Raw genomic sequence first — 23,465 nt, 5'->3', positions numbered from 1 at the left:
CGAGGGGTTCAGGACCGGCTGACCACCGGCGCGAGGCCGGCCGACCGCTCCACCGCGCCGGCCTCACCACAGGTGACCAGCCAGTTGGCCAGCAACCGGTGGCCTCCCTCGGTGAGGACCGACTCGGGGTGGAACTGCACACCCTCGCAGTCGAACTCGCGGTGTCTGAGCGCCATCAGCACACCGGAGTCGGTTCGGGCGGTCACCTCGAACACCGGCGGCACCGAGGTGGGCTCGACCGCGAGCGAGTGGTAGCGGGTCGCGGTGAACGGGTCCGGCAGCCCGGCGAGAACTCCCGCGCCCTCGTGGTGGACCAGACTGGTCTTGCCGTGCAGGAGTTCGGGGGCGCGGGTGACCACTCCGCCGTACGCCACGGCGATCGCCTGCAGGCCGAGACACACCCCGAACACCGGCACCCGCCCGGCGGCCCGGCGCACCAGGTCGACACAGACACCGGCGTGCTCGGGGGTACCCGGACCTGGGGAGAGCAGGACACCGGCGTAGCTGTCGATCTCGGACAGCTCGACCTCGTCGTTGCGGCGTACGTCGCACTCGACTCCGAGCTGGTAGAGGTACTGCACCAGGTTGAAGACGAAGGAGTCGTAGTTGTCGACGACGAGGATGCGGGTGCTCACCGGACCATTGTGCTGCGCGCCCCGTCCGAACGTCCCGCCGCCCGCCTACTACCCGCCGGCCACGGCCGATGCCGCACTCGTCACCGGGAGGCCGCGTCCCCGCTGACGCCGCCTTCGGTGGCGTAGTCGAGGTTGAGCGGGCCGTCGAACGCCGGCATCCGCAGGTTGGTCGACCGGGTGAGCTTCCACCCCAGGCGGTACCTCGGGTCCGTCACGTAGGCGAGGTAGGTGTTGATCGCCGGCGAGTCCCCGATCGCCTGGATCATGCCGCCCACGTCGCCGACCGCCTCGATGCGGTACGGCGGCGGGTAGGGGACACCGTGGAGTACGACGGAGTTGCCGACGCAGCGGATCGCCGAGGTGGAGATCACCCGCTGCCCCTGGATCGTCATCGCCTCCGCACCACCGGCCCACATCGCGTTCACCACGGCCTGGATGTCCTGCTGGTGGACGACCAGGGCGTCCGGGTCGGTGTCGTTGGAACGGGCGCTGGGTGGGGCGTCGTCCAGCACGACGGTGACCCCGGGCCCCCGGACCGGGGTCAGTCCGGCGACGGGCGCGAGCCGGTCGACCTTCTTCTGGGCGGCGTCGGAGCGGTCGTTGTGCAACTGCCGGGCCAGGAGCTCGTCGACCTCCGCCCGGAGGTTGCTCACCCGTTCGCCGAGCCGCTGGTTGGTCCGCAGCTGGGACCGCGCGAGGTCGGCCAGGTCGGTCTGGCGTTCGGCCCGCAGGTCGGTGCCCTCGGCGCTCACCGCGCTGGTCACTCCGAGGAAGCCGGCCAGCGCGAACGTCAGTGCGGCCAGCAACCGGGACGGGCGCAGCCGACGACGACGCCGGACCTCCTTGCCGTCCGCCGGCTCGGAGGTCGACGAGTCGGGCAGTTGGTCAGCCACGTGCCCTCCGTCGTCGTCGCGCCCTGAGTGTTGACTACGCTAACCGACGTCAGTGCCCGACCAGTGTCCAGTCAGGGCTGTCGGCGTTGTCGGCGTCCCGTCCTCGCCAGCCGGCGTCGCCGGTGCCAGCCGGCTCGGACGTCTTACTACGAAAGGTGGCGAGGTGCCCGAATCACACGGCCGGAAGAAGCAGGTCTACACCCCTCCGCGCGGTGGCACCGCGAAGAGCGAGGGAAGCAGGCACGCCGGGCGGTGGGTGGTGCCGGTCATGCTGACCTGCTTCCTGCTCGGGCTGGCCTGGATCGTCACCTTCTATCTCGCCGGTACCGCGATTCCCGGCATGCGCGACCTGCACAACTGGAACATCCTGATCGGGATGGGCCTGATCGCCACCGGGTTCGTCGTCTCCACCCAGTGGCGCTGACCTTCCCCGGATCTCACCGTCCGCACCACTGTCGCAGGGCGTCCGCCGGGTGACTCGTCGGCGCCCTCGGACGGCTTACAACCGTGTAGTTCGTCCACACCGCCATCCCCAGACTGTGGACAACTCGGCTGTGAATCGGTTGCCCGTGGAGCCACAGGGGGCCGCCCCACGTGCCGGCACTGTGCATGTACGCCGGTCCGGCCGGCCGCCCGCCTCGACCAGGCCGCTCGGCAACGGCGAGTAAACCTGAGAAAGCTGCAGGTCAGGGGCCTGAGCTCCGCTGTGCACCGGGCGTCCACACGCTGTCCCCAGCTATTCCGGAGTTGTCCCCAACATCCACAGGCTGCCTGGGGATATCCCCGGTGTACCTCGGCCGGTTGTCCCCAGCTGTGGACGTGCGGGAGTTCCACGGAGTGTGAGAGTCCCCGGCCTGTGCCGCGCGGGCCTGACCTGGGTGCCCGGCGACAGGGCAGGGGTACGGGTGCCGGCCGAGGAGTGCGGGTCTCAGCGCAGGAGTTTCGCGTGTCAGGCCAGGCCGGCGTTGATCTGCGCGGTCCGCCACAGAATCAGCGCGATCGAGGCGAGCAGCACACCCGCGAAACCGAGGCCCTGTACGAGGTCACGGCGTTCCCGCGGCGCGTACGCGATGACCGCGCCCAGGACCAGCCCGGCGACGAACCCGCCGAGGTGGCCCTGCCAGGACAGGAAGTGCCGGAAGACGACGTTCAGTACGACGTTCATGAGCAGGATCCCGAGGAACCAACTCATGTCGGCCCGCATCCGGCGGGCCATCATGACGGTCGCGCCGAAGAGACCGAAGATCGCGCCGGACGCGCCGAGGATGGGCGTCAACGGTGAGGTGAAGGCGTACGCGACAGCGCTGCCGGCCAGCGCCGCGACGAGATAGAGACCGGTGAACCGCAGCCGGCCGAGGAGCCGCTCCAAGGGCGGGCCGAGCACCCACAGGGAGAACATGTTGATCGCGAGGTGCCAGATCTCGACGTGCAGGAACGCCGAGGTCAGCAACCGCCAGTAGGCGCCACCGGCCACGCCGAAGGACTCACCGACCGCGTCGGCGAAGAAGAACCTGTTGCCGACCAGGGAGAGTTGTTGCTCGACGGCTCGGCCGACGACCACCGTCAGCAGGAAGACCGCGAGGTTGAGCCCGATCAGCACCTTGGTGACGAGCGCGCCCTCGCCGCGGACCACGCCGCCGAACCGGGTGCGGGCGGCAGGGGTGGCCCGGGCGCCCTCGCGTACGCACTCCACGCACTGGAAACCCACGGCCGCCTGCCGCTGACAGTCGGGGCAGATCGGCCGGTCGCACCGCTGGCAGCGAATGTAGGTCTCGCGCTCGGGGTGGCGGTAGCACGTCGGCACGGGCGGATGCCCGGAGGACTGGCCGGCCTCCGGGCCTTCGTCCGGCCGTGACTGGTCGGTCATCGCTGCTCGGACCCGGGTCAGGCCTCGCGGCGCTCGATGTCGACCGACTCCAGGATGACCGGCTCGATCGGCCGGTCCATCTGCCCGGTGGGCACGGAGTTGATCTCGTCCATCACAGCGCGGCTGGCCTGGTCCTCGACCTCACCGAAGATCGTGTGCCGGCCGTTGAGGTGCGGAGTCGGGCCGGCGGTGATGAAGAACTGCGAGCCGTTGGTGTTGGGGCCGGCGTTCGCCATCGCCAGGAGGTAGGGCCGGTCGAAGCGGAGGTCGGGGTGGATCTCGTCACCGAAGCGGTAGCCGGGGCCGCCGGTGCCGGTGCCGAGGGGGCAGCCCCCCTGGGTCATGAAGCCCTCGATGATCCGGTGGAAGGTGAGTCCGTCGTAGAAGCGGTCGGAGGACTTCTCCCCGGTCTCGGGGTTGACCCACTCGCGGGTGCCCTCCGCCAGGCCGACGAAGTTCTGAACCGTCTTGGGCGCGTGATCGGGGAACAGCCGGATCACCACATCGCCCTTCGAGGTCCGAAGTGTGGCGAACGTCTCTTCACTCACCGGTACGTCCTCTCTCCGCTCGTGTTGCCGTAGCGGCGATCCTTTCACGGCAACGAGTGGAATGCTTGCGGGGTGCCCCCGAGACAGGAACGTGCCGACCGGGCATGATCGGAGGCACCGTGGGAAAGGCATCCCGACACATCCCCGCCGCGTGGTGCACGGGGACTCGAGAAGAAGCCGCACGCCGCACGTGTGGACAAGGAGGCGCAACCAGCATGGGACGCCAGAAGAAGCGAGCGGGCCTGGCCCCGGAGCTCCGCGAACGGGTCGCACCGGCCGCCGACTACACCCGCGAACGACTCACCCCCGCCGTGGACAGTGCGCGCCAGCGACTCGTACCCGCCGTCGAGTCCGCCCGCGAGCGCGTCGCACCGGCCGTGGAGAGCGCCCGCGAGCGGATGAGCCCGGCAGTCGAGAACGCCCGGGGGCGCCTCGCTCCCGCCGTCGAGAACGCCCGGACACACCTCGGCCCGGCAGTCGAGAACGCCCGGACGCACCTCGGCCCCGCCGTCGAGAACGCCCGGACACACCTCGGCCCGGCAGTCGAGGAGGCCCGGGAGAGGGTCACCCCCGCCGTCGAGCATGCCCGCCAGGTCCTCGTCGAGGACGTCGCGCCGCGGGTGAGCGAGGCAGTCTCGCACGCACTCGAGGCCAGCGAGCCCTACCGCGAGGAGGCCCTTCGCCGCGGGACCGCCGCCTACGCCGCCCTGCGGGGCGAGGTCGAGGTGGCCAAGCCGCACCGTAAGCGCAAGTGGGGCCTGCTCCTGCTCGTCGGTGCGCTCGGCGGTGCCGCGATCGCCGCCTACCGCGCCCTCAAGGGGAGCAGCCAGCAGCAGTGGCAGCCGATGCCGTCGGCGGCACCGCCGCAGACCTCGGCTCCGGCGAGCCCACCGGCGCCCGGCCAGACACCGGAGACCGTCGCCGGGTCCGGTGCGCCCAAGCACGCGTCGTCCGAGCCGGCCGACACCGTGGGCGCCAGCCCGGGCGAGGCGGTCGCCGACCGCACGTCCACCCCGCCGATCCCGACCACGCCGGACGCACCGGCCGAGCACGTCGAGACGCCGGAGGCCGCCGAGGACAACGACCGCGACGGCCGCCACGCCGGCTGACCGGTACCCGCGAGGGACACCACCAGCAAACACGACACCACGCGGCACAAGCACCTCTGCGCCGGCAGCGCGACCTCACCCGCATCCAGCGGGGTCACGAGCGTCGCGCTGCCGGCGTTTCACGTGCTCAGCGGGCGAGCCGGCCGAGCAACGCGGAGGCCGCGGTGATGCCCACGCCCGCGGCGAGCACCAGCACCGTGAAGTCCAGCGCCAGGTGCGCGGGCGTACCCACCAGCAACCCCCGTAACGCGTCCACCTGGTAGCTCAACGGGTTGGCGAGGGCGATCCAGCGCAACCAATCCGGCATCAGTGCCACCGGGTAGAGCGCGTTCGAGGCGAAGAACAACGGCATGGTCAGCGCCTGCCCGATCCCCATCAGCCGGTCGCGGTTGAGCACCAGGCCGGCGATGGTGAGGGACAGACAGCAGAAGAACGCCGCACCGAGCATCAGGGCGGCGAACGCGCCCAGGATACGCAGCGGGTTCGCGGTCAGGTGCACCCCGAGCACCGCCGCGAGGACCAGCACGATCACCGCCTGCGCACAGGCCCGCACCCCTGCCGCGAACGCCTTGCCGGTGACCAGCGCGGCCCGCGGTGTCGGGGTGACCAGCAACTTGGCGAGCACTCCCGCGTCGCGCTCCCAGATGATCTGGATGCCGTAGAAGATCGCGATGAACAGCGCCGACTGGGCCAGGATCCCCGGTGCCAGGAAGTCCAGGTAGGGCACCTGGCCGGTGGGGATGACGTGCAACCGGCTGAACGTCGTTCCGAAGACGGTGAGCCACAGCGCCGGCTGCACCGCGCGGGTGATCAGCTCGGTCCGGTCGTGCCGTAGCTTCTCCAGTTCGAGCAGGCACAACGTCACCACCCGGCTCGGCAGCCGCCACGGGACGCGTTCCCGGATGGGCTGGTCAACCGAGCCGCCGGGCCGTGCGACGCGTGCTTCGGACGCCACGGAAGTCACCGCCCTCCTCACCCTCGCCGCTTCCGTCGCCGAACACGTCGCCGGAGTGGTGCCGGAAGACCGCCTCCAGCGTCGCGCCCGGTCCGAGCGCGGCCTTCAGCTCCGCCGGCGCGCCAACCGCACGCAGCCTGCCGAGGTGCATCAGTGCGATCCGGTCGCACTCCTGCTCGGCCTCGTCCATGTAGTGGGTGGTGACCAGCACCGTCATACCGGTGTCGGCCCGCAACTCCTGGACGCGTTCCCAGACCGTCCCGCGCGCGATCGGGTCCAGTCCGATGGTGGGTTCGTCGAGCACCAGCAGCCGGGGGCGGCTGACCAGGGCCTGGGCGAGCTCGAGCCGGCGGATCATGCCGCCGGAGTACGTCGAGGCGAGCCGGTCGGCAGCATCGGACAGGCCCATCACGGCGAGCGCATCGTCGATCCGGTGGCGTCGCTCGCGCCGCGGCACGTCGAACAGCCGGGCGAACAGGGCCACGTTCTCCCGCCCGGTGAGATCTGCGTCCGCGGACAACTGCTGGGGCACGTAGCCGAGCAGCCGGCGGACCGCCATCTTCGACCGGCGTACGTCGCGTCCGAAGACGTGCACCCGGCCGTCCTGGATCGGCAGCAGCGTGGTGAGCAACCTGATCGTGGTGGTCTTCCCCGCGCCGTTGGGGCCGAGCAGTCCGAACACCTCACCGCGGCGTACGTCGAGGTCGACGTCGGCGACGGCCAGATGCTCCTTGAAGCGGTACGAGACGCCACGCAGGCACACCGCCGACGTGTCGGCGGAGCCGTCGTACGCCCCCGTGGACAGCCCTGTGGGCGATGCTGTGGACAGCCCTGTGGGCAGGCCTGTGTACGGACCTGGTGGCAGGCCGTTGGACGGCCCGGTGGGACCGACGCTCACCCTGCCAGCCTAGCTCCGGGCAGCTCCGGTCGTGAGCCGGCGAACGACCAGCCGAGGACCCCCCGGAGGGCAGTTGACCTGCGGTTTCCGGAGGACGACCCCTAGGAGAGGACGTCCTTGCGGAGGAACGTCCACCACGCCAGTGCGAGGAAGACGGCCGTGTACGCCACGGACGACAGGGTGCCCTTGGCCAGGTCCTCCCACTGCTGGGGATCGGTGAACAGTCCCCGCCAGGCGGCGGCGTAGTGCATCGGCAGCACGGCACGGACCCCACCGAGCGCCTCCACCGCGTCCAGGATGTTCGCGACGATCACCACGAGGACCGCTCCGCCCACCGCGACCAGCGGTGCGTCCGTGCGCACCGAGAACCAGAACGCCAGCGCCGCCACCAGCAGCAGACAGACGGCCAGGTAGCCGACCATCACCGCGATTCGCCACAGAGCGTCCATCGGCGGCAGCTCGTCACCGCGCGGAGTGCGCAACGGGTGCCAGCCGAACGCCGCGCTGCCCACGGCCAGGGCGGTGACGGTGAGGACCAGCAACGCGACCGCCGAGGTGACCAGGCCGACCGCCAGCTTCATCCCGAGCAGCCGGGCGCGGGGGACGGGCACCGCGAGCAGGTAGCGGAGGCTTCCCCACCCGGCTTCGCCGGCCACCGCGTCACCGCACACCAGCGCGACGATCAGGGTGAGCAGCAGGGCCGCCGCGGTGGCCAGAGTGAACACCGTGAAGTTGACGCCACCGAAGGTCGCCAGGGCCGCGTAGGACGGCAGCCCGCTTCCATCGCCCGACCCGAGGGTGAACGCGGCCATCAGAATCAGTGGAAGCGCGACGACGAGTCCGAACGCGAGGGCGGTACGCCGGCGGCGCACCTGCCGGCGGAGCTCGGCCCGGAACGGCAGGGTGGCGCCGGACCGGTAGCCGGGCGTCCCGCCGTCGGCGCCTGGGCCAGTGTCCTGGGTCTCCTGGGAGGTCCCACGCTCGGTCACACCGGATCACCTCTCTCGACCGTGGCCGCCAGGTCGTCACCCGGCGCCTGGCCGGGCGGCGTCTGGTCCTCCACCAGAGTCAGGAACACGTCCTCGAGGGTCGGTGAGTCACCGACCACCTCGGCCACTGTCCCGGCTGCCAGCAGCCGGCCCCGGTGCAGGACCACGACGTGGCTGCAGGTGCGCTCCACCTCCGCGAGCAGGTGGCTGGACACGAGGACCGCACGGCCGCCCGCGGTGTAGGCACGCAGCGTCCGCCGCAGGGTCGCGATCTGCGGTGGGTCGAGCCCGTCGGTGGGCTCGTCCAGGATGAGCAGGTCGGGCAGCCCGAGCATGGCCTGGGCGATCGCCAGCCGCTGCCGCATGCCGTGGCTGTAGGTGCGGACCTTGCGGTTCAGGGCGGGGCCGAGCGCGGCGATGGCGAGCACCTCGTCCAGGTGCGCGTCTCCCGGCGGTCGTCCGGTGGCCTGCCAGAACAGTTCCAGGTTGGCCCGGCCGGTCAGGTCCGGCAGGAAGCCCGGCCCCTCCACCAGCGCCCCCACCCGGGACAGTACGGGTGCACCGGCGCCGACCCGGTGGCCGAAGACGAGCGCCTCGCCCGCGGTCGGCCGGACCAGGCCGAGCAGGAGGCGCAGACAGGTGGTCTTCCCGGCGCCGTTCGGGCCGAGCAGGCCGACGACCTCGCCGCGGCGGACGGTGAAGTCGACGCCGTCCAGCGCGGTCAGCCCGTCGGCGTAGGTCTTGGTCACGCCGCGGACCACCAGCGGCACGTCGGCGTACTCCGCCACCACCTGCCGGACCCGCCGGCTGCTCCGTCGGCGCGCCGCCCACCAGGCAGTCGGCAGTACGACCGCCAGCGCGGCCACGACGGCGCCGAGCAGGACGACCCACGGCCCGGTCGGGTCGGTGGCGGTGAACGCGGTGACCTGCGGCAGCTTCACGCCGGTGCCGGCGGCCAGGCCGACCGTGTAGACCTGCGGTTGCGCCGGTCCGGCGTACGCCTGGTCGGTGGTGGCGAGAGTGACCCGGAGCCGGTGACCGGCGGGGAAGCGGTGCACGATGCCGGGCAGGGTCACCGGCACCGGCCGGGCCTCCTCGATCGAGCCGGGCAGCCCGGTCAGCCGGACCGGTGCCACGGCGCCGCCGGGGAGTTCCCGGGTGCCGTTCGGCGCGACGTCGTACAGCTTGACGAACAGCACCGCACTGCCCGACCGCGAAGCCGCGCGGATCCGCACGGTGGGAGCGCCGGTGACGTCGACCGGCGCCGCCAGCGGCGCCGAGTCGTACGACACGAACTGGCCGGGGACGTCCGTGGTGAACGAGCCACCGATCGACCCGGCGAACGAGGACTCCGGCAGGGAGCCGGACGCGGACCCGGCCGAGGGGTCCGACGAGGAGCCGGCCGAGGACTGCGACAGAAGCGAACCGGCGAGGGCACCCAGGCCGGGTACGGAGGAGACGGCCGCGGGAGTGCCCGCAGGCGGGTTGCCGACCGCGCGCGGCGACCCGCGCAGCATCACGTTGCGGGCCGGACGGTCTCCGTCGAGGCGGGGGTAGCTGTCGGCGAAGAGCCCGAGCACCCGCATGCCGTCCCCGCCGTAGCCGGTGCCGGTGACCCGGCTGAACGCGAACGAGTCCGGTGGCGGCGACCCCTCGTGGCGCAGGTGATAGTCGAGCCAGCCGAGCGTGGCTGCCTTCACCCGGCGCTGGTCCAGGTCGGCGCCGGCACCACCGTCGTGACCGCCGGAGAACCACGCCACCCGCACCCTGGTGCCGGCCCTGGCGATGCCGATCGCGTTGGCGTCGGCCTCGCTCAGTGGAAAGAGCGTGTCCGCCGTGCCCTGGATCAGCAGGGTCGGTGCGGTGATCCGGTGCAGGACGGAGGCCGGGCTGGACCTGGCCAGCAGGGCACGGGTGGCCGGGTCGGCGCGACCGGTGAGGATGAGTCGCTGGTACGCCCGGCACACGTCCTCGGCGTACCTCCCGCAGTCGGGGGTGGCCCCCGCGGACGATCGTGCCATGCCGCCGGAGCCCGCCGAGCCGTTGGCGGAGCCGAGGCCGGCGGCGAACAACCGGCCGGCCCACGCCCGTTTCAGTACGCCGGCGGCGGCCCCACGCCCGGTCGCCTCCGGCAGCAGCGCGTTGCCCAGGTCGTTCCAGGTGACCTGGGGGACGATCGCGTCCACCCGCCGGTCGGAGCCGGCCACCAGCAGTGCCAGCGCGCCACCGTAGGAGGCGCCAACCACGCCGACCCTCGGGTCTCCAGCGCCGTCCCGGCGCACCTCCGGACGGCGGGCCAGCCAGTCCAGCAGGCGACGGGCGTCCCGGACCTCCCAGTCGGGGCTGTCCAGGTGGATCTGGCCGCCGGAGGCGCCGAAGCCCTCGGCGGTCCAGGTGAGGACGACGTATCCGTGTCGCACCAGGTCACGGGCCTGCCCGGCGACACTGTCCTTGGTTCCGCCGAGTCCGTGGGCGAGCAGCACCGCCGGCGCCGGATGGTCGGCGGTCGCGGTCGAGGGGACGTACAGCCGGGTGTCCAGCCTGACCGGCCGGTCACCGCGCGGTCCCGTGTGGACGGTGACCAGGGCGTCGGCGGTGCGGTGACCAGCACCCTGACCGTCCGCGCCGCGCGCGGCCGCTGCGACGGCAACGCCGCCGCCCGTGACGAGGGCGACGACGAGAAGAGTGACCAGTGCCGTGCGGGTGCGCCTCCGGCCGCGGGCTGCCGATGCGGCCATGGCGCAACCGTACGCGGCACCGGTCGGACTCGTCGGCGGGTTCCTTCCGGCCGGGACGCGTGTCGCCCTCCGCTACCGGCTGCTCCGGCTGCTACGGCTGCTACGGCTGCTACTGCGTGGCGTCCAGCACCAGCCGGACCGCGAGGGCACCGAAGATGGTCGCGGACGCACGCTCCAGCCAACGGCGGAACGCCTGCCGGCGCAGCACCCGCTCGGAGAACGTCCCGGCCAGCAGGGCGACGGAGGAGTCCACCACGATCCCGATGGCGATGAAGATCGCGCCGAGGACGAGGAACTGCGCGGTGGCCGGCCAGCTGTGCGCACCGGTGGTGAGGAACTGCGGCATGAACGCGAGGTAGAAGAGGATGACCTTCGGGTTCGCGAGGTTGGTGAGCACGGCCATCGCGTACACCCGGGGCTGCGAGCGCGGCTTGTTCGGCGTACTCACCGAACCACCCCTGCCCCGGCTGGCCCGCCAGGTCATCACGGCGAGGTAGACCAGGAACACCGCCCCGGCGATCCGGATGCCCTCCAGCACCAGCGGCGCGGTCCTGATCAACGCGCCCAGGCCGAACGCCGCGGCGACAGTGTGCACCGTGAGCCCGGTCGACATTCCGGCCGCGGCGACAAAGCCTGACCGGCGGCCGCCGGAGACCGCGTGGGCGAGGACGAACATCATGTCCGGGCCGGGTACGACGCTGATCAGCGCCACCGCTACGACGAACGCGATGAGCAGGCCGTGGTTCATGGAGCTGGGGTCCTCCTGGTTCTGCTGGGGCGGGCCGCCCGGTCGGGGCGCACGCCGAGGAGGAGCCGCGCGGGTGTGCGGCTCCTGTTGGTTACGTTCTGTGCCGGGCCGGGGATCGGGATCGCCATCGCCGGGCGGCCTGCCCACCTTAGGTGGCCGGTGTCCACCCTCCCGAACGCCCTGGCACCCGGGGCGCATTCCACCGCGTTGGGTGGCCGATCGGTCGCGGCCGGGTATGTCGGGCACCTCCTCGACCTCGGTTACGCTCTGCCACTGTGTGGACTTCCGAGCAGTGGATCCCCGGGCGGCGGATTACCGGGCGGGTTCCCGGGCGGGTTCCCGGGCGGGCCCTCGGCCGGCTCGGCAGGCTCTGGCTGGGCGTGCTGCTCGGTGCCTTCACCGCGGTCACCGACCTCGCCTTCCTGTTGCTGGTGGGCCTGGCCCTGCTGCCGGTCCTGCCGTGGAGGCGCGGCCGGCAGCGACTGCTGACGCGGGCAGGTGCGTACGCCAGTCGGCTGGCCGGCCTGGAACGCGCCCGGCTGGCCACCTTCCTCGCCGACGCGGACGCGACCCGCCCGACCGGTGACCGGTGCGCGCTCGGCTACCTCGCGGTGCGCGTGCCCGTCGCCTGCTCGGCGGCGCGATCTGGGTGCTGCTGCTGTACGGCATGGCCGCCGGTGCCGTGCTGGTCACCGGCTGGGCCCGCGGCGCCCAACCGGACGACATCCCGCCGACCTGGCCGATCGTGCTGTACGCCGCGGCTGCCGGTGCGGTCCTGCTGTTCCTCGCCCTGCAGGGGCTCGCCGGCGTGGCTGGCCTGGAGCGCCGGGTCGCCCGGCGCTTCCTCGGGCCGAGTACCCGGGAGGTCCTCGAAGGCCGGATCAGCGAACTCGCCGCCAGCCGGGCCGGCATCGTCGCCGCCGTGGACGCCGAGCGGCGGCGCATCGAACGGGACCTGCACGACGGCGTACAACAGCGCCTCGTCGCCCTGGCGATGATGCTCGGGCGTACGCGCCGCAACGCCGATCCGGCCGCGCACGCCGACCTGCTCCGGCAGGCGCACGAGGAGTCGCAGGAGGTGCTGTCCGACCTGCGCGAGGTCGCGTGGCGGATCTACCCGTCCGCTCTGGACACCCTCGGGCTCGACGACGCGCTGGCTGCGGTGGCCGAGCGGTCCGCGGTGCCCGTACGGATCCGCTCCGACCTGGTCCTACCGTTGCCCGCGCGGGTGGAGACCGCCGTCTACTTCGTGGTGTGCGAGGCGGTCACCAACGCGGCCAAGCACAGTGGCGCGTCTGCGATCACGGTCGACCTGGCCGAGTCGCCGGACCACGGATCGGTGCGGGTAAGCGTCCGCGACGACGGGCACGGCGGCGCCGACCCGGCGGGGCCCGGGTTGGCCGGTCTCGCCCGCCGGATCGCGGCGCTGGACGGCTCGTTCGCGGTGGCCAGCCCGACAGGCGGGCCGACGACAGTGACGACGGAGGTACCGTGCGGGTGATCCTGGCCGAGGACTCGGTGCTGCTGCGCGACGGCCTGGCCCGGCTGCTGGCCGACGAGGGGCACGAGGTGGTCGCCGCGGTCGGCGACGGAACGGCCCTGGTTTCCACGGTCGCCGCGCACCTGCCGGACGTGGTGGTCGCCGACGTACGCATGCCGCCCACCCACACCGACGAGGGACTGCGCGCCGCCCTGGAGATCCGGCGGCGGTGGCCGGACACCGGCGTACTGGTCCTGTCGCAGTACGTCGAGAAGCGGTACGCCGCCGACCTCTTGGCGGCGGAGGGTGGCGGCGTGGGTTATCTGCTCAAGGACAGGGTGGCGCAGGTGGGGGAGTTCCTGGCCGCGCTGGACCGGGTGGGTGCGGGAGGTGCGGCGTTCGACCCGGAGGTGGTGCGGCAACTCCTGGCCCGGACCACCCACACGGACCCGCTCGCCCATCTCACCGACCGGGAGCGGCAGGTGCTCGCGGAGATGGCGCAGGGGCACACCAACGCCGCGATCGCCGAACGCCTGCACATCTCCCTGTCCGGAGTGGAGAAGCACGTGAACGCGATCTTCGAGAAGCTGGACCTGTCTCGCACGGGCGGCTACAGCCGGCGCGTCCTCGCCGTTCTGCGCTACCTCGGCAGCTAGGGGCAGCCCCCCGGACGTCCCGGTCACTCCGCGGGTTCGTCACCCAGCCGCCGGTGGCCGCGCCGGGCACGGCGTTCCTCCCACTCGCCGTCCCTTTCGCCGCCCCTCTCGTCGTCCTGGTCACCGTCGCGGCGCAGCAGGCGGACGACGACGAACGCCGCCACGGCCAGGGCCCCGACCGCGACGATCGCCTTGGAGAACATCCCGACGTACACCTCGACCAGCGACCAGTGCTCGCCGAGGAAGTAGCCCGCCAGGATCAGCGCGGAGTTCCACAGCGCGCTGCCGGCCGCGGTGAGGGGCACGAACAACACCAGGGGCATGCGCTCCACCCCGGCCGGGATCGAGATCAGGCTGCGGAACAGCGGGACCATCCGGCCGAAGAACACCGTCGATCGCCCGTGCCGCAGGAACCACTCCTCGGTCCGGTCGACGTCGGACACTTTCACCAGGGGCAGCTTCTGCACCAGCGCACGCGTACGGTCGCGGCCCACACCCGCACCGAGGAAGTAGAGGACGAGCGCGCCCAGCGTCGAACCCACCGTGGTCCAGCCGATGGCGGCCGCCAGGCTGAGGTCGCCCCGGCTGGCGGTGAAGCCCGCGAGCGGCAGGATCAGCTCGCTCGGGATGGGCGGAAAGAGGTTCTCCAGGAAGACCGCCACTCCGGCGCCCGGGCTGCCGAGCTTCTCCATCAGTCCGGTGACCCAGCCGACGATCCCGCCGGTTGACTCGGCCTCGGCCGCCGCTGTCATGGCGCTCACAAACACGCTCCGTTCGATCATGCGTGGACGCTACGAACCGCCACGGGTCAAAACCATGAGGTACGCCGCACAGTTCGGTGGGCCGGCCGCAGCCGGTCCCTGCGGAAAACCGGAGTGATCGAAGGAACACGACGCCCGGGGCCGTACGGCTGCGGCAGCCCACCTCAGGGAACAACGATCGGGCCCTCGTGTGCGCTCCCGGTCAACCCCCGTGCCGTGGCTCGGCGATCCCCGGTCGCGCTGGCCGCCTCCGCCCGCAACGGGCGCACCGCGCTGTGTCCGAGCTTTCTGTTACACCAGCTGTGCACACCAGTCCGACCGCAGCCCGACCGCAGTCCGACCGCAGTCCGACCGCAGCCCGACCGCAGCCCGACCGCAGCCCGATCACTGACCCTCCGCGGCCCGGCCCGTGCAGCTGCTGTTCGCCCGAGGCCTGGAGGTCCCGAGACCTAGAGGTAGAGGCAGAACGGATGGCCGGCGGGATCGAGGTACACGCGTACGTCGTCCTGCGGCTGGTAGTCGGCAAGCGTCGCGCCGGCCGCCTCCGCGTGGGCGCCGGCCGCGTCGAGGTCGTCGACGTTGATGTCGAGGTGCGCCATCATCTGCTGCGCACCCTCGGTGGCGGGCCACGTCGGCCGCACGTAGGAGGGCTCGGTCTGGAACGACAGGGCGGCACCGCCGTCCTCGCGGTCCAGGCGTACCCAGTGCGGTTCGTCCTGCACGACCTTCCAGCCCAGCAACCGGACGTAGAAGGCCGCCAGCGCCTGCGCGTCGGAGGACTCCAGCACGGTGGCCGTCACCTGCATGCGTGGTCGCTCGGTCATGTCTGCCTCCTCACCGACCGGGCAGGCGGGGTCCGGCCCGGTGCCGCCGGACACTAGCGGCACCCACCGACACAACCCCCGACACCCACCGGAGACCGCGACGAGGATGTCAGCGACGCGCGGTCAGCTCCACCGTCGTCGGGAGCTCGTCGAGTTCGACCGCCTGCCGCACCCGCCCCAGTGCCTGGTCGATCCGGGCCCGGGCCGCCGCCGGGTCCGCGTCGCGGTCCAGGACCACGTGCAGGTGCAGCCGGGGGTGTGCGGCCGAGCCGGTCAGCCGGGCATGGCCGCGGTGGAGGTACGGGCTGTCGGCGAGGTCGTTCTCGATCGCGGCGGTCACCGCCCTGCCGGGCAGGTTAGTCACGCCCTGCCGCGGGTCGGGTTCGAGGCGGAGGTTGCGCAGGCTGTCGACCCGGGTCTGGCTCGCCAGCCACCACAGCGCCAGCAGCGCCAACATGATCGCGACCAGGGCGAGCGCGGGCCAGAACCACTTCTGCTCCGCGACGAACCGGGTGGTCGCCGGATCGATCACGGGGGAGGATGCGGGTCCGAACGCGCGAGGCAGGACGTTCAGCCCGCGCGCCAGCCCGGCCGCGCCGGCCAGCAGCAGCACGAGCCCGACCAGGGCGAGCCCCACGCGGTTCCTCAGGGCGGTACGACGGTTCCTCGTGGTCATCTGACTCAGTCCTGTCTGCGGCGAACGGTGACCCGGACGTTGGGGCGACCCGCCATCGGCGCGAGTTCGTCGACGCGTTCGGAGACGGCCGTACGGACCTGCTCGTCGAGGCCGACGGTGTCGCGCAGGGAACTGGATGCGACCACCCGCACTCTGCGCGCACTGACTGCCACCTGGGCGGAGGAGACTCCGGGCACCGACTCCGCCGCGCGGGCGAGGTGCCGGCTCATCCCCGCCGACTCGATCCCCATGACGACCTGGGGATCGGCAGACGCCAGCACCACCGCACGCGGACGGCCGGGCTTCAACGCGAGGAAGACCAACAGCAGTCCGAGCAGGACGGCCAGGCCGCAGACTGCGAACGGGAGCGAGTCGTTCCAGCGCGTTTCCCGACCGAGGGCACTCAGCCGTTCGACCGGCAGCAGCCCGGGCGGCGACCCGAACAGTCCGCCGATCACCTCGAGGGCCACCAGCCCGGCCACCACGGCGAGCACGATCGCGACGATCGTGGCCGGCAGCACCCGACGGGGACGGAACACGTGGGTGGCCCGGCGAAGCGACTTACGGTCACCCGCACCGGGTGGCGGCGGGGCAGGCCGGGCCTCCGCCGTACGGATCTCCTCGGTGGGCGCGCTCACAACACCCTCCTACCGTGCTCGGCCGGGGGTACGAGGTGCGCGACGTCGATGTCGACCTGGCGCACCTCGATCCCGGTGAGTCCGGAGATCCGCTCCATCACGTGGGTACGGAGCTTCCGGGTGACCTCGCGCACCGGCGCGGGATAGACGACCGAGACGGTCATGCGTACGGTGGCCAGTTCGCCGTCCACCTGCGCCGACACCTGCGGTCCGGAATCGAGGTCGTCCCGGCCGAGGGGTACGCCGAGCACCCGCCGACTGGCCCCGCCGGCCTTGTCGACCTCGGCGAGCGCCTGGCCCGCGATGCGTTCGAGGACACGGCCGGCGATCTCGGTACGTCCCCGCGACTCCGCCGGACCCAGGGTCGTCGTCCGGTCCCCTGTGCCGGACGCGGACTCGGGTGGGCGGGTCGCAGGCGCCTCGGTCACGGTCGTCACGACCGCCTCCGGCTACCCAGCAACGCACCTACGTCGAGGTCGCCGGTTAGCGCACGGCCGACCAGCAGTCCCAGCAGGCCGAGCACCGCCACGATCAGGAACGCCGAGAACCCGCCGAACGCCCCCGCGAATCCCACTGCCGTACCGAACGCCATGCCGATCGCCGGCCACCAGCGCGTCTCATCCATCGAAGGCACACCCTTTCGATCAGTAGTCCCGCGAACGCGTCACCGCACCCGGGGTTCCCGGCGGCGCATTCGTCGCCACCACCGGATCAGAAGCCACAGTCCGCCACGTCGGCGGAACGTGCTCACGTCGTCGGCTCGCGCCGCGCTGCCCGCCGCTCCCGGCGACGGCGTACGTGCCGACGCGACCTCGCGGCCGCCACGCATCCGCTCCAGTCCGGCGACGAATTCTGCGTGGTCACCGCCCACGTCCGGGTGGTGCGTACGCACCCAGGCACGGAACGCGCTGCGTTCCGCGCGGGTGCGGGTGGTGGGATCCGAGCTCATGCGACGCTCGGATCCCTTTCCCCACCTTCCGCACCCGCCGCCGAATCCGATGCCGGTCGCCGCTCCTGCTCCTCGTCACCGATCGCCAGGTCGTCGATGGTCACGTCGACTCGTCGAGCGGGTACGAGGGGAGCGACCGCTGCGCGTACCTGCTCGGCGATCTCGGCCAGCGGCCGCCCGTACCGGGCCACTACGGCCACCCGGACCTCGCCGTCACGTACCGCGACCCCGGGCACCGAGCGCCCGGGCAGGTAGGTGGCGACAGGCCCTGCACTGAGCCGTGCCACGTCCGGGCAGGCCCCGACCGCCGCGGCGATCAGGTCCGCCAACCGGCCCGCGTCGACGGGCTCGGTGCCGAGCGACTCGGCCGATGGTCGGCTCACTGGACCCGGGGCTGCTCGGGAGCCTCGTTGGACTCCTGCTCGCCGGGCAGGTGGATGTCGCCGACGGTGATGTTGACCTCGGTCACCTCGAGCCCGGACAGCTTCTCCACGGCACCCACGACGTTGCGGCGGATGCCCGCGGCGAGGTCGGGAATGGAGACGCCGTACTCGACGACGACGTCCAGGTCGATGGCGGCCTGGCGTTCGCCCACCTCGACCGCGACGCCCTGGGTGACGGTGGAGGTCGAGCCACCGATCCGCTCGCGTACCGCGCCGAACGCGCGGGAGATTCCCGCGCCCATGGCGTGGACGCCGCGGACCTCACGGGTGGCCATGCCGACGATCTTCGCGACCACCGCGTCCGCGATCACCGTACGGCCGCCGCTGCCGGCAAGGTCGCTGCCCTTCCGTGTGGCGACCGCACCGGTGGAGGGGCCGTTCGACTCGCCCACGGTGGAGTTGGTCTTGTCGTTGGTTTGCGCAGTCATGTTCGCCTCTCGTCCAAGCGTCGGCACCAGGTGTTGCCGGAGTGGTGCCTCGTCCGTGCGTGTGGTGTGCGTCGTGCGTGGTCGTCCGAAACCGTCCGAATCCGGCGTTCCCCCGTGCGCCTGCTCAGAGTGACCGCTTTGCGAGGGATCGGACGGGCGGATATACCTAGCGAAGATGTTCCTGGGTCCCTTCTCCTCACGGGGGTTTTCACGTGATCTGGATCACAGTCATCCGGTCGCACTCCGTGGCGCGGTGACCGGGTGACGACGTCCGCACCCGCGGACGACACCCTGGTGGCGCGAGCGCGGATCGGCGACACGACGGCGTTCGCCCAGTTGGTACGCCGCTACTCCGGTCCGGCCTACCGGATCGCGCTGCGCATCCTGGGCGACGCCGACGCGGCCCAGGACGTCGCGCAGGAGGCGTTCCTCACGGCCTGGCGCCGCCTCGACCGGATCCGCGTCGAACAGGCCTTCGCAGCGTGGCTCTACCGCATCGTCACCACGGCCGCGCTCCAGGCGGCGAGAAGGCGTCACGGCCACCCCGACGCGGAACTCGATCATGAACGTGCCAGGCTTCCGCCCTCGGCTACCGGCAATCCCGAGCAGCACGTGCTCGTCGCCGACCTGCTCGCCGCGCTTCAGGCGGCCCTCGGACTGCTCACGCCGGAGCAACGTGCATGCTGGGTGTTACGAGAGTTGGAGGGGCTCTCCTATGACGAGATCGCCGAGGTCACGGGAATCGGACCCGACGCGGTGCGGGGACGCATTCATCGCGCCCGCGTCCGCCTCGCCAGGGAGCTGAAACCATGGCGATAGACCATCCCGACGGCAACACCCCTCCGCCGCCCGACCGGGACCGGCGCGAGGAGGTTCTCCCGTGCGGCCGCGGCGTGGGGACGGTGTACGACCACCTGACCGGCGGCGGCCTGGACGACCACGAACTGTCGTGCCCGCACTGCCGGGCCACCGCGGCGGGGTTCGCCCCGGTAATGCAGGCCGCCCGGCTTCTGCGGGACGAGCCCGCGGAGCCCCCGCCGGGGTTCGTCGAGTCGGTCATGGCCCGCATCCACGCCACCCGGAGCCGAAGCTGGCGACTGTCGCTGCCGGCCGAACACCCCCTGCACCTCGCCATCACCGAACACGCGGCCGCCACCGTGCTCGCCGCGGCGGCGAGCGAGGTCGCGGGCGTCACCGTCAACCGCTGCCACTTCCCCGAGCGCGACGACCCAGCAAGGCTCCAGATCAACCTCACCCTGGGGCACCGAACACCTGTGTCGGTGATCGTCGAACGCGTCCGGAGGGCGGTGCGTACGGCCGCCCGGCGCCAGCTCGGCCTGGAGTTGCACACGATCGACGTCCGGGTGGACGACATCCACCTGTGACGCCGTAAGCCGGCGCGACCTCCTCCGACGCCCAGGGCCTCGCGGTCACACGAGGACATGTCGCCGTACGTCCGAACGTGCTACCAATCGGTTGCACGTCTGCGCCCAATGTGCAACCGTTGGGTAGCACGTCATCCGAAGAAGCCCGAGGCAGCGAAGGACGGTTCAGATGGGCGAGGCAGCACGCAGGACGGACCGGATCGAACGCGAGATCATGATCGACGCCCCGATCGAGCGGGTGTGGTCCCTGGTGAGCGAGCCCGGTTGGTGGATCGGTGACGGCGACCGGTCCAAGCAGACGGTCACCCGGGAGGGCGACCTGGTGGTGGTGGAGTTCCAGCCGTACGGAAAGTTCGGCGTGCTGCCGATCGCCGCGGACGCGCCGACCTACGTCTCGTTCCGGGGCAACGCCGACCCGAGCGAACTGCCCGGCGAGGACAACTCCACGCTGGTGGAGTTCTTCCTCGCCGAGAAGGACGGCGGGACGCTGGTGCGGGTGGTCGAGAGCGGCTTCGAGACCGTGTACCCCTCGCCCGAAGGCCGGGCCGACGCGCTCAGGGGCAACACCGAGGGGTGGGAGATGCAGCTCGGATTCGCCAAGCGGGACGCCGAGAACCCCTCCCGATGACGGCCGCCGGGGTCGACGTCGGAGCGGTCCTGGCGGCGATGGCCGATCCGACCCGCCGGCAACTCCTCGACGTTCTCGTGGAAGCCGGCCGGGCGAGCGCGACGACGCTCGCCGGTCGGCTGCCGGTCTCCCGGCAGGCGGTCGTGAAGCACCTGCGAGTGCTGGAGGACGCGGGTCTGGTGACGGGGGTCCGCGCCGGTCGGGAGGTGCTCTACTCCGCCCACACCGAACCGCTCGACGCGTCGGCGCGCTGGTTGGCCGACCGGGCCGCCGCGTGGGACCGCCGCCTCGCCGCGCTCAAGCGGGCCGCCGAGCAGGGAGGCTGAGCGTTCTCCGGCGTGGCCTAACGTGAGCACATGGACGCCGCGTCGACGGACCCGCAGCAGGAAATCGGCCAGGACACGTCCGCGTCCGCCCTGGCCGCCGCACGAGGCGGCGACGAAACGGCGTTCGCCGCGCTGGTCGAGCCGCATCGGCGCGAACTCCGGGTGCACTGCTACCGCATGCTGGGCTCGTTCGACGAGGCCGAGGATCTCGTGCAGGAGACCTTCCTGCGCGCCTGGAAGGGCATCAGCGACTTCGGGGGGCGGTCGAGCCTGCGCGCCTGGCTGTACCGCATCGCGTCCAACGCGTGCCTCGACGCGCTGGACGGCCGGGCCCGGCGGGTGCTCCCGCACCACCTGAGCGGGCCGTCGGACGCCGGCGAGGCGCTGTTGCCGCCGCGCACCGACGTACCGTGGCTGCAGCCGTTCCCCGACCGCCTGCGGGATCCGGTCGGTGGCACTTCGCCGATCGAGCCGGTGGGTCCGGTGGCTCCGCGAGACGCCGAACCCGACGCCATCGTGGAGGCGAAGGAGACGCTGGAGTTGGCGTTCCTGGCAGCGATCCAGCATCTGCCGCCCCGGCAGCGAGCGGTGTTCCTGCTGCGTGACGTACTCGGCTGGCCGGCGAAGCAGGCCGCGGAGCTGCTGGAGAGCAGCCTGGCCGGTGTCAACAGCGCGTTGCAGCGCGCCCGGGCCACCATGCGGGAACAGTTGCCCGAGCGCCGGTCGGAGTGGGTCGCGCCGCAGGAGCCGTCCGCCGAGGAGCGCGCGGTGCTGCGCCGCTACATGCTGGCGGTCGAACGCGCCGACGTCGCGGCGGTCGCCGAACTCCTCGCCGAGGACGTCCGTACGACGATGCCGCCGTGGACACTGTGGATGCAGGGCCGGGACACGGTCCTGGCCGCGTTGACCGAGAGCTGGAATCCCGAGTCGCCAGCCTACGTGGGACGGTTCCGGATGCTGGCCACCCGGGCGAACGGACGACCGGCACTGGCGACGTACGTCCGCGGCGACGGCGAGTCCGCCTTCCGTGCACTCGCCATCGGGGTGGTCCGGATCGAGGGCGGGCGGATCGCGGAGATCACCGCGTTCCACGACAGCGGGCTGTTCCCGGCGTTCGAGCTTCCTGGTGAGCTCGCCGCGTAGCACCTGCTCACCCGGGGCGCACGCAGACCGCGCCCACCGGCCCGCGAACGGCACCGGATCAGCTCCGATCAGTTTCTTCGCAGTCGGCCGTCTCAACGGGGGTCATCCGCGGCGAGCCCCGTGACCAGAACACCCTCCACGGGCTCCGGGCGGACCCACATCGAACGGAGGCAACACGTGAGCAGGTTGTTGTACTCGTGCACCATGTCGCTGGACGGCTTCATCGCCGGGCCGGGCGGCGACATGTCCTGGTTGACCAGCCACCTCGGCCCGAACCCGACCGTGGACCGGCTCATCCCCCGGATCGGCGCCCTGCTCGTCGGCAACCGCACCTTCGGCGGCGACGACCCGCATCGGGGCACCGAAAGGGAGGGCAAGGCGTTCGGCGGCGGGTGGGAAGGGCCGCAGTTCGTCCTCACCAACCGGCCGCCGGAGCGGCCGATCCCAGGCGTCACCTTCGTCACCGACCTGCGGCAGGCGGTGGACGGGGCGAAGGCCGCCGCCGGAGAGAAGTACGTCAACGTGCTCGGCGCCCGGACGGCCCGCGGCTGCGTCGAGGCCGGTCTCCTGGACGAGATCCTGGTGTTCGTCGCCCCGGTGCTGCTCGGCGACGGCGTTCGGTTGTTCGAGCACCCCGGCGGGACGAACGTACGGCTGGAACGGATGGACGTGGCCCAGACTCCCCAGGCGACGAGCCTGTGGTTTCGCGTCGTCCGTTGACCGCTGCCCGGCGTTGACCGCTGCCCGGTGGAGAGGGTCTACCACCGGCCGCCGGCGGGTCGTACCGACGCCATCAGTTTGGCCGCGAACCGGGGCAGGTGCGGGTCCAGCGTGTCCGGCGGCTCGGCGCCCACCTCGTCCAGCCGCACCCACCTGATGCCGTCGAACTCGGCCGCGTCGTAGGAGACGATCGACGACCTGGGCAGGCCGAGGACGTACCAGAGGCTGACGTCGGTGTGCGGGCCGGCGCCGCGGGTGCGGGTCACGGTGACGAAGAACGGCCTGTCGCCGGGTAGGCCTGGCAGTCCGGAAGGCGCCGCCGTGACGTGGAGTTCCTCGCGACACTCTCGTACGACCGTCTCCCACGGGTCCTCATCGGGTTCGACGTGCCCGCCGGACGGCAGCCAGAGGCCCGCCTTGCGATGGGCGACGAGCAGCAGCTCCCGCCGGGCCTCGTCGAGTACGACGAAGTAGCTCACCAGGTGCGGATCCGGGACGTCCGGTTTCGCGGTCCGGTGAACCGGGGCCCCGCCGGCCAGCCAGTCCAGCGTCGTCTGCCGGTGGGCACGCTCGGTCTCGTCCCAGGGGCGGATGCCCTCGACCAGGTCGACCAGTCGCCGCCGCGACGCCGTGGCCGCGGTCACGGCGTCGGTGCCGAGGCAGGCGCGTTCCGGTCTCTTCGGTCGTACTCCGCGACCAGCCGCTTCGGCGCCTGCTGACGCCACGCCTGCTCCACGAGGGAGCGAACCCGGACGGTGGAGACGTCACCGAGCTGTACCTGCAGACCGAGGAAGCTCTTCCGGGCGTCCGGCCGCCTGAGGGCCTCGTACGTGGCGGGATCGGCGGCCGCCACGTCGTACGCCTCCTGCTCGGCGATACAGAACACGGCGGTCGTGCTGTCCTGCCCCATGCCGACGAAGGTCCGGCCGCGCACCTTGAAGACGGGCACGTGGAAGCGGAAGTGGTCGATCTCCTCGACCTCGGGCAAGGCGGTCGCCCACCGGCGGATGTCGTTCGTACTGGTCACG

At 72.0% G+C, this 23,465-nt stretch carries 30 protein-coding genes; 10 read left to right on the top strand and 20 right to left on the bottom strand.

Annotated elements, in window-relative coordinates:
• Positions 1 to 8: 8 nt before the first annotated feature.
• Together BLU27_RS05690 and BLU27_RS05685 are read right to left on the bottom strand one after the other, a co-directional pair.
• Positions 9 to 635 carry an aminodeoxychorismate/anthranilate synthase component II gene (locus BLU27_RS05690; RefSeq protein ID WP_092651224.1) on the bottom strand — a complete coding sequence of 209 codons (627 nt, stop codon included), beginning with the start codon at positions 633 to 635 and terminating at the stop codon, positions 9 to 11.
• Positions 636 to 715: 80 nt separating this feature from the next.
• Positions 716 to 1,528 carry a DUF881 domain-containing protein gene (locus tag BLU27_RS05685; RefSeq protein ID WP_241827800.1) on the bottom strand — a complete coding sequence of 271 codons (813 nt, stop codon included), beginning with the start codon at positions 1,526 to 1,528 and terminating at the stop codon, positions 716 to 718.
• Between the two features lie 163 nt (positions 1,529 to 1,691).
• On the opposite strand from BLU27_RS05685, the gene BLU27_RS05680 reads away from it, so the two are divergent.
• The gene (locus BLU27_RS05680) at positions 1,692 to 1,952 is read left to right on the top strand and encodes a cell division protein CrgA (RefSeq protein ID WP_092651222.1); all 261 of its coding nucleotides are present in this window, start codon (positions 1,692 to 1,694) and stop codon (positions 1,950 to 1,952) included.
• Positions 1,953 to 2,477: 525 nt separating this feature from the next.
• Here the strand turns inward: BLU27_RS05680 and BLU27_RS05675 are convergent.
• Together BLU27_RS05675 and BLU27_RS05670 are read right to left on the bottom strand one after the other, a co-directional pair.
• Entirely contained in the window at positions 2,478 to 3,395 is a 918-nt protein-coding gene (locus tag BLU27_RS05675; protein WP_092651220.1) for a rhomboid family intramembrane serine protease, read from the bottom strand.
• Positions 3,396 to 3,412: 17 nt separating this feature from the next.
• The gene (locus tag BLU27_RS05670) at positions 3,413 to 3,943 is read right to left on the bottom strand and encodes a peptidylprolyl isomerase (protein ID WP_241827799.1); all 531 of its coding nucleotides are present in this window, start codon (positions 3,941 to 3,943) and stop codon (positions 3,413 to 3,415) included.
• 215 nt (positions 3,944 to 4,158) lie between these two features.
• Between BLU27_RS05670 and BLU27_RS05665 the strand changes: the two genes are divergently transcribed.
• Positions 4,159 to 5,052, top strand: coding sequence for a DUF5324 family protein (locus tag BLU27_RS05665; protein ID WP_092651216.1), 894 nt, complete (start codon positions 4,159 to 4,161; stop codon positions 5,050 to 5,052).
• A gap of 127 nt (positions 5,053 to 5,179) precedes the next feature.
• Here BLU27_RS05665 and BLU27_RS05660 read toward each other — a convergent pair whose 3' ends face one another.
• The 5 genes from BLU27_RS05660 to BLU27_RS05640 form a co-directional block, all read right to left on the bottom strand.
• Positions 5,180 to 6,007, bottom strand: coding sequence for an ABC transporter permease (locus tag BLU27_RS05660; protein WP_172804882.1), 828 nt, complete (start codon positions 6,005 to 6,007; stop codon positions 5,180 to 5,182).
• The gene (locus tag BLU27_RS05655; protein WP_241827798.1) at positions 5,964 to 6,905 is read right to left on the bottom strand and encodes an ATP-binding cassette domain-containing protein; all 942 of its coding nucleotides are present in this window, start codon (positions 6,903 to 6,905) and stop codon (positions 5,964 to 5,966) included. The genes BLU27_RS05660 and BLU27_RS05655 overlap by 44 nt, the downstream gene beginning before the upstream one ends.
• 101 nt (positions 6,906 to 7,006) lie before the next feature.
• Positions 7,007 to 7,894 (bottom strand): ABC transporter permease, encoded by an 888-nt coding sequence (locus tag BLU27_RS05650; RefSeq protein WP_092651212.1) that lies wholly within the window; start codon positions 7,892 to 7,894, stop codon positions 7,007 to 7,009.
• A complete protein-coding gene (locus tag BLU27_RS05645; protein ID WP_092651210.1) occupies positions 7,891 to 10,632 on the bottom strand; it encodes an alpha/beta fold hydrolase in 2,742 nt (913 codons plus the stop codon). Before BLU27_RS05645 ends, BLU27_RS05650 begins: the two co-directional genes overlap by 4 nt.
• A 109-nt stretch (positions 10,633 to 10,741) precedes the next feature.
• On the bottom strand, positions 10,742 to 11,380 hold the full coding sequence (locus BLU27_RS05640; RefSeq protein WP_092651208.1) for a LysE family translocator: 639 nt from the start codon (positions 11,378 to 11,380) through the stop codon (positions 10,742 to 10,744).
• A gap of 589 nt (positions 11,381 to 11,969) precedes the next feature.
• On the opposite strand from BLU27_RS05640, the gene BLU27_RS05635 reads away from it, so the two are divergent.
• Positions 11,970 to 12,881 carry a sensor histidine kinase gene (locus BLU27_RS05635; protein ID WP_241827797.1) on the top strand — a complete coding sequence of 304 codons (912 nt, stop codon included), beginning with the start codon at positions 11,970 to 11,972 and terminating at the stop codon, positions 12,879 to 12,881.
• Positions 12,872 to 13,516: a response regulator gene (locus BLU27_RS05630; protein ID WP_092651206.1), complete on the top strand. Its 645-nt coding sequence runs from the start codon at positions 12,872 to 12,874 to the stop codon at positions 13,514 to 13,516. Before BLU27_RS05635 ends, BLU27_RS05630 begins: the two co-directional genes overlap by 10 nt.
• A 23-nt stretch (positions 13,517 to 13,539) precedes the next feature.
• Here BLU27_RS05630 and BLU27_RS05625 read toward each other — a convergent pair whose 3' ends face one another.
• From BLU27_RS05625 to BLU27_RS05585, 9 genes are all read right to left on the bottom strand, one after another.
• Complete coding sequence (locus BLU27_RS05625) at positions 13,540 to 14,268, bottom strand: DedA family protein (protein ID WP_197681879.1); 729 nt, start codon at positions 14,266 to 14,268, stop codon at positions 13,540 to 13,542.
• A 458-nt stretch (positions 14,269 to 14,726) separates the two neighbouring features.
• On the bottom strand, positions 14,727 to 15,101 hold the full coding sequence (locus BLU27_RS05620; RefSeq protein ID WP_197681698.1) for a VOC family protein: 375 nt from the start codon (positions 15,099 to 15,101) through the stop codon (positions 14,727 to 14,729).
• 109 nt (positions 15,102 to 15,210) lie between these two features.
• Entirely contained in the window at positions 15,211 to 15,777 is a 567-nt protein-coding gene (locus BLU27_RS05615) for an alkaline shock response membrane anchor protein AmaP (protein WP_157728252.1), read from the bottom strand.
• A gap of 5 nt (positions 15,778 to 15,782) precedes the next feature.
• Entirely contained in the window at positions 15,783 to 16,415 is a 633-nt protein-coding gene (locus tag BLU27_RS05610) for a DUF6286 domain-containing protein (RefSeq protein WP_092651200.1), read from the bottom strand.
• Positions 16,412 to 16,852, bottom strand: a complete 441-nt coding sequence (locus tag BLU27_RS05605) for an Asp23/Gls24 family envelope stress response protein (protein WP_092651197.1) — start codon at positions 16,850 to 16,852, stop codon at positions 16,412 to 16,414. The genes BLU27_RS05610 and BLU27_RS05605 overlap by 4 nt, the downstream gene beginning before the upstream one ends.
• Positions 16,849 to 17,040 carry a hypothetical protein gene (locus tag BLU27_RS05600; RefSeq protein ID WP_092651195.1) on the bottom strand — a complete coding sequence of 64 codons (192 nt, stop codon included), beginning with the start codon at positions 17,038 to 17,040 and terminating at the stop codon, positions 16,849 to 16,851. The genes BLU27_RS05605 and BLU27_RS05600 overlap by 4 nt, the downstream gene beginning before the upstream one ends.
• 39 nt (positions 17,041 to 17,079) lie before the next feature.
• A complete protein-coding gene (locus BLU27_RS05595; protein ID WP_092651193.1) occupies positions 17,080 to 17,364 on the bottom strand; it encodes a hypothetical protein in 285 nt (94 codons plus the stop codon).
• Positions 17,361 to 17,747, bottom strand: a complete 387-nt coding sequence (locus BLU27_RS29780) for an Asp23/Gls24 family envelope stress response protein (protein ID WP_197681697.1) — start codon at positions 17,745 to 17,747, stop codon at positions 17,361 to 17,363. Before BLU27_RS29780 ends, BLU27_RS05595 begins: the two co-directional genes overlap by 4 nt.
• Complete coding sequence (locus BLU27_RS05585) at positions 17,744 to 18,235, bottom strand: Asp23/Gls24 family envelope stress response protein (RefSeq protein ID WP_092651191.1); 492 nt, start codon at positions 18,233 to 18,235, stop codon at positions 17,744 to 17,746. The genes BLU27_RS29780 and BLU27_RS05585 overlap by 4 nt, the downstream gene beginning before the upstream one ends.
• 261 nt (positions 18,236 to 18,496) lie before the next feature.
• Here BLU27_RS05585 and BLU27_RS05580 point away from each other — a divergent pair, with 261 nt between their 5' ends.
• The 6 genes from BLU27_RS05580 to BLU27_RS05555 all read left to right on the top strand — a co-directional run bounded on the left by BLU27_RS05580 (position 18,497) and on the right by BLU27_RS05555 (position 22,437).
• Positions 18,497 to 19,054 carry an RNA polymerase sigma factor gene (locus BLU27_RS05580; protein WP_092651189.1) on the top strand — a complete coding sequence of 186 codons (558 nt, stop codon included), beginning with the start codon at positions 18,497 to 18,499 and terminating at the stop codon, positions 19,052 to 19,054.
• Complete coding sequence (locus tag BLU27_RS05575) at positions 19,045 to 19,620, top strand: anti-sigma factor family protein (RefSeq protein WP_092651187.1); 576 nt, start codon at positions 19,045 to 19,047, stop codon at positions 19,618 to 19,620. The genes BLU27_RS05580 and BLU27_RS05575 overlap by 10 nt, the downstream gene beginning before the upstream one ends.
• Before the next feature lie 169 nt (positions 19,621 to 19,789).
• Positions 19,790 to 20,248, top strand: coding sequence for an SRPBCC family protein (locus tag BLU27_RS05570; RefSeq protein ID WP_092651185.1), 459 nt, complete (start codon positions 19,790 to 19,792; stop codon positions 20,246 to 20,248).
• Positions 20,245 to 20,574, top strand: a complete 330-nt coding sequence (locus BLU27_RS05565) for an ArsR/SmtB family transcription factor (RefSeq protein ID WP_092651183.1) — start codon at positions 20,245 to 20,247, stop codon at positions 20,572 to 20,574. Before BLU27_RS05570 ends, BLU27_RS05565 begins: the two co-directional genes overlap by 4 nt.
• Before the next feature lie 30 nt (positions 20,575 to 20,604).
• Entirely contained in the window at positions 20,605 to 21,717 is a 1,113-nt protein-coding gene (locus tag BLU27_RS05560) for a sigma-70 family RNA polymerase sigma factor (RefSeq protein ID WP_092651181.1), read from the top strand.
• Between the two features lie 177 nt (positions 21,718 to 21,894).
• Complete coding sequence (locus BLU27_RS05555; protein WP_092651179.1) at positions 21,895 to 22,437, top strand: dihydrofolate reductase family protein; 543 nt, start codon at positions 21,895 to 21,897, stop codon at positions 22,435 to 22,437.
• Positions 22,438 to 22,475: 38 nt separating this feature from the next.
• Here the strand turns inward: BLU27_RS05555 and BLU27_RS05550 are convergent, their stop codons facing one another.
• Both BLU27_RS05550 and BLU27_RS05545 read right to left on the bottom strand, forming a co-directional pair.
• Complete coding sequence (locus BLU27_RS05550) at positions 22,476 to 23,081, bottom strand: NUDIX hydrolase (protein WP_092651177.1); 606 nt, start codon at positions 23,079 to 23,081, stop codon at positions 22,476 to 22,478.
• The gene (locus BLU27_RS05545; protein ID WP_092651175.1) at positions 23,078 to 23,464 is read right to left on the bottom strand and encodes an MmcQ/YjbR family DNA-binding protein; all 387 of its coding nucleotides are present in this window, start codon (positions 23,462 to 23,464) and stop codon (positions 23,078 to 23,080) included. Before BLU27_RS05545 ends, BLU27_RS05550 begins: the two co-directional genes overlap by 4 nt.
• Position 23,465 lies beyond the last annotated feature (1 nt).

Source organism: Actinopolymorpha singaporensis (genome assembly GCF_900104745.1).
GTDB classification, from domain to species: domain Bacteria; phylum Actinomycetota; class Actinomycetes; order Propionibacteriales; family Actinopolymorphaceae; genus Actinopolymorpha; species Actinopolymorpha singaporensis.
The sequence above is the reverse complement of the archived record's forward strand: the minus strand, read 5'-3'. Positions and strand labels throughout refer to the sequence as shown.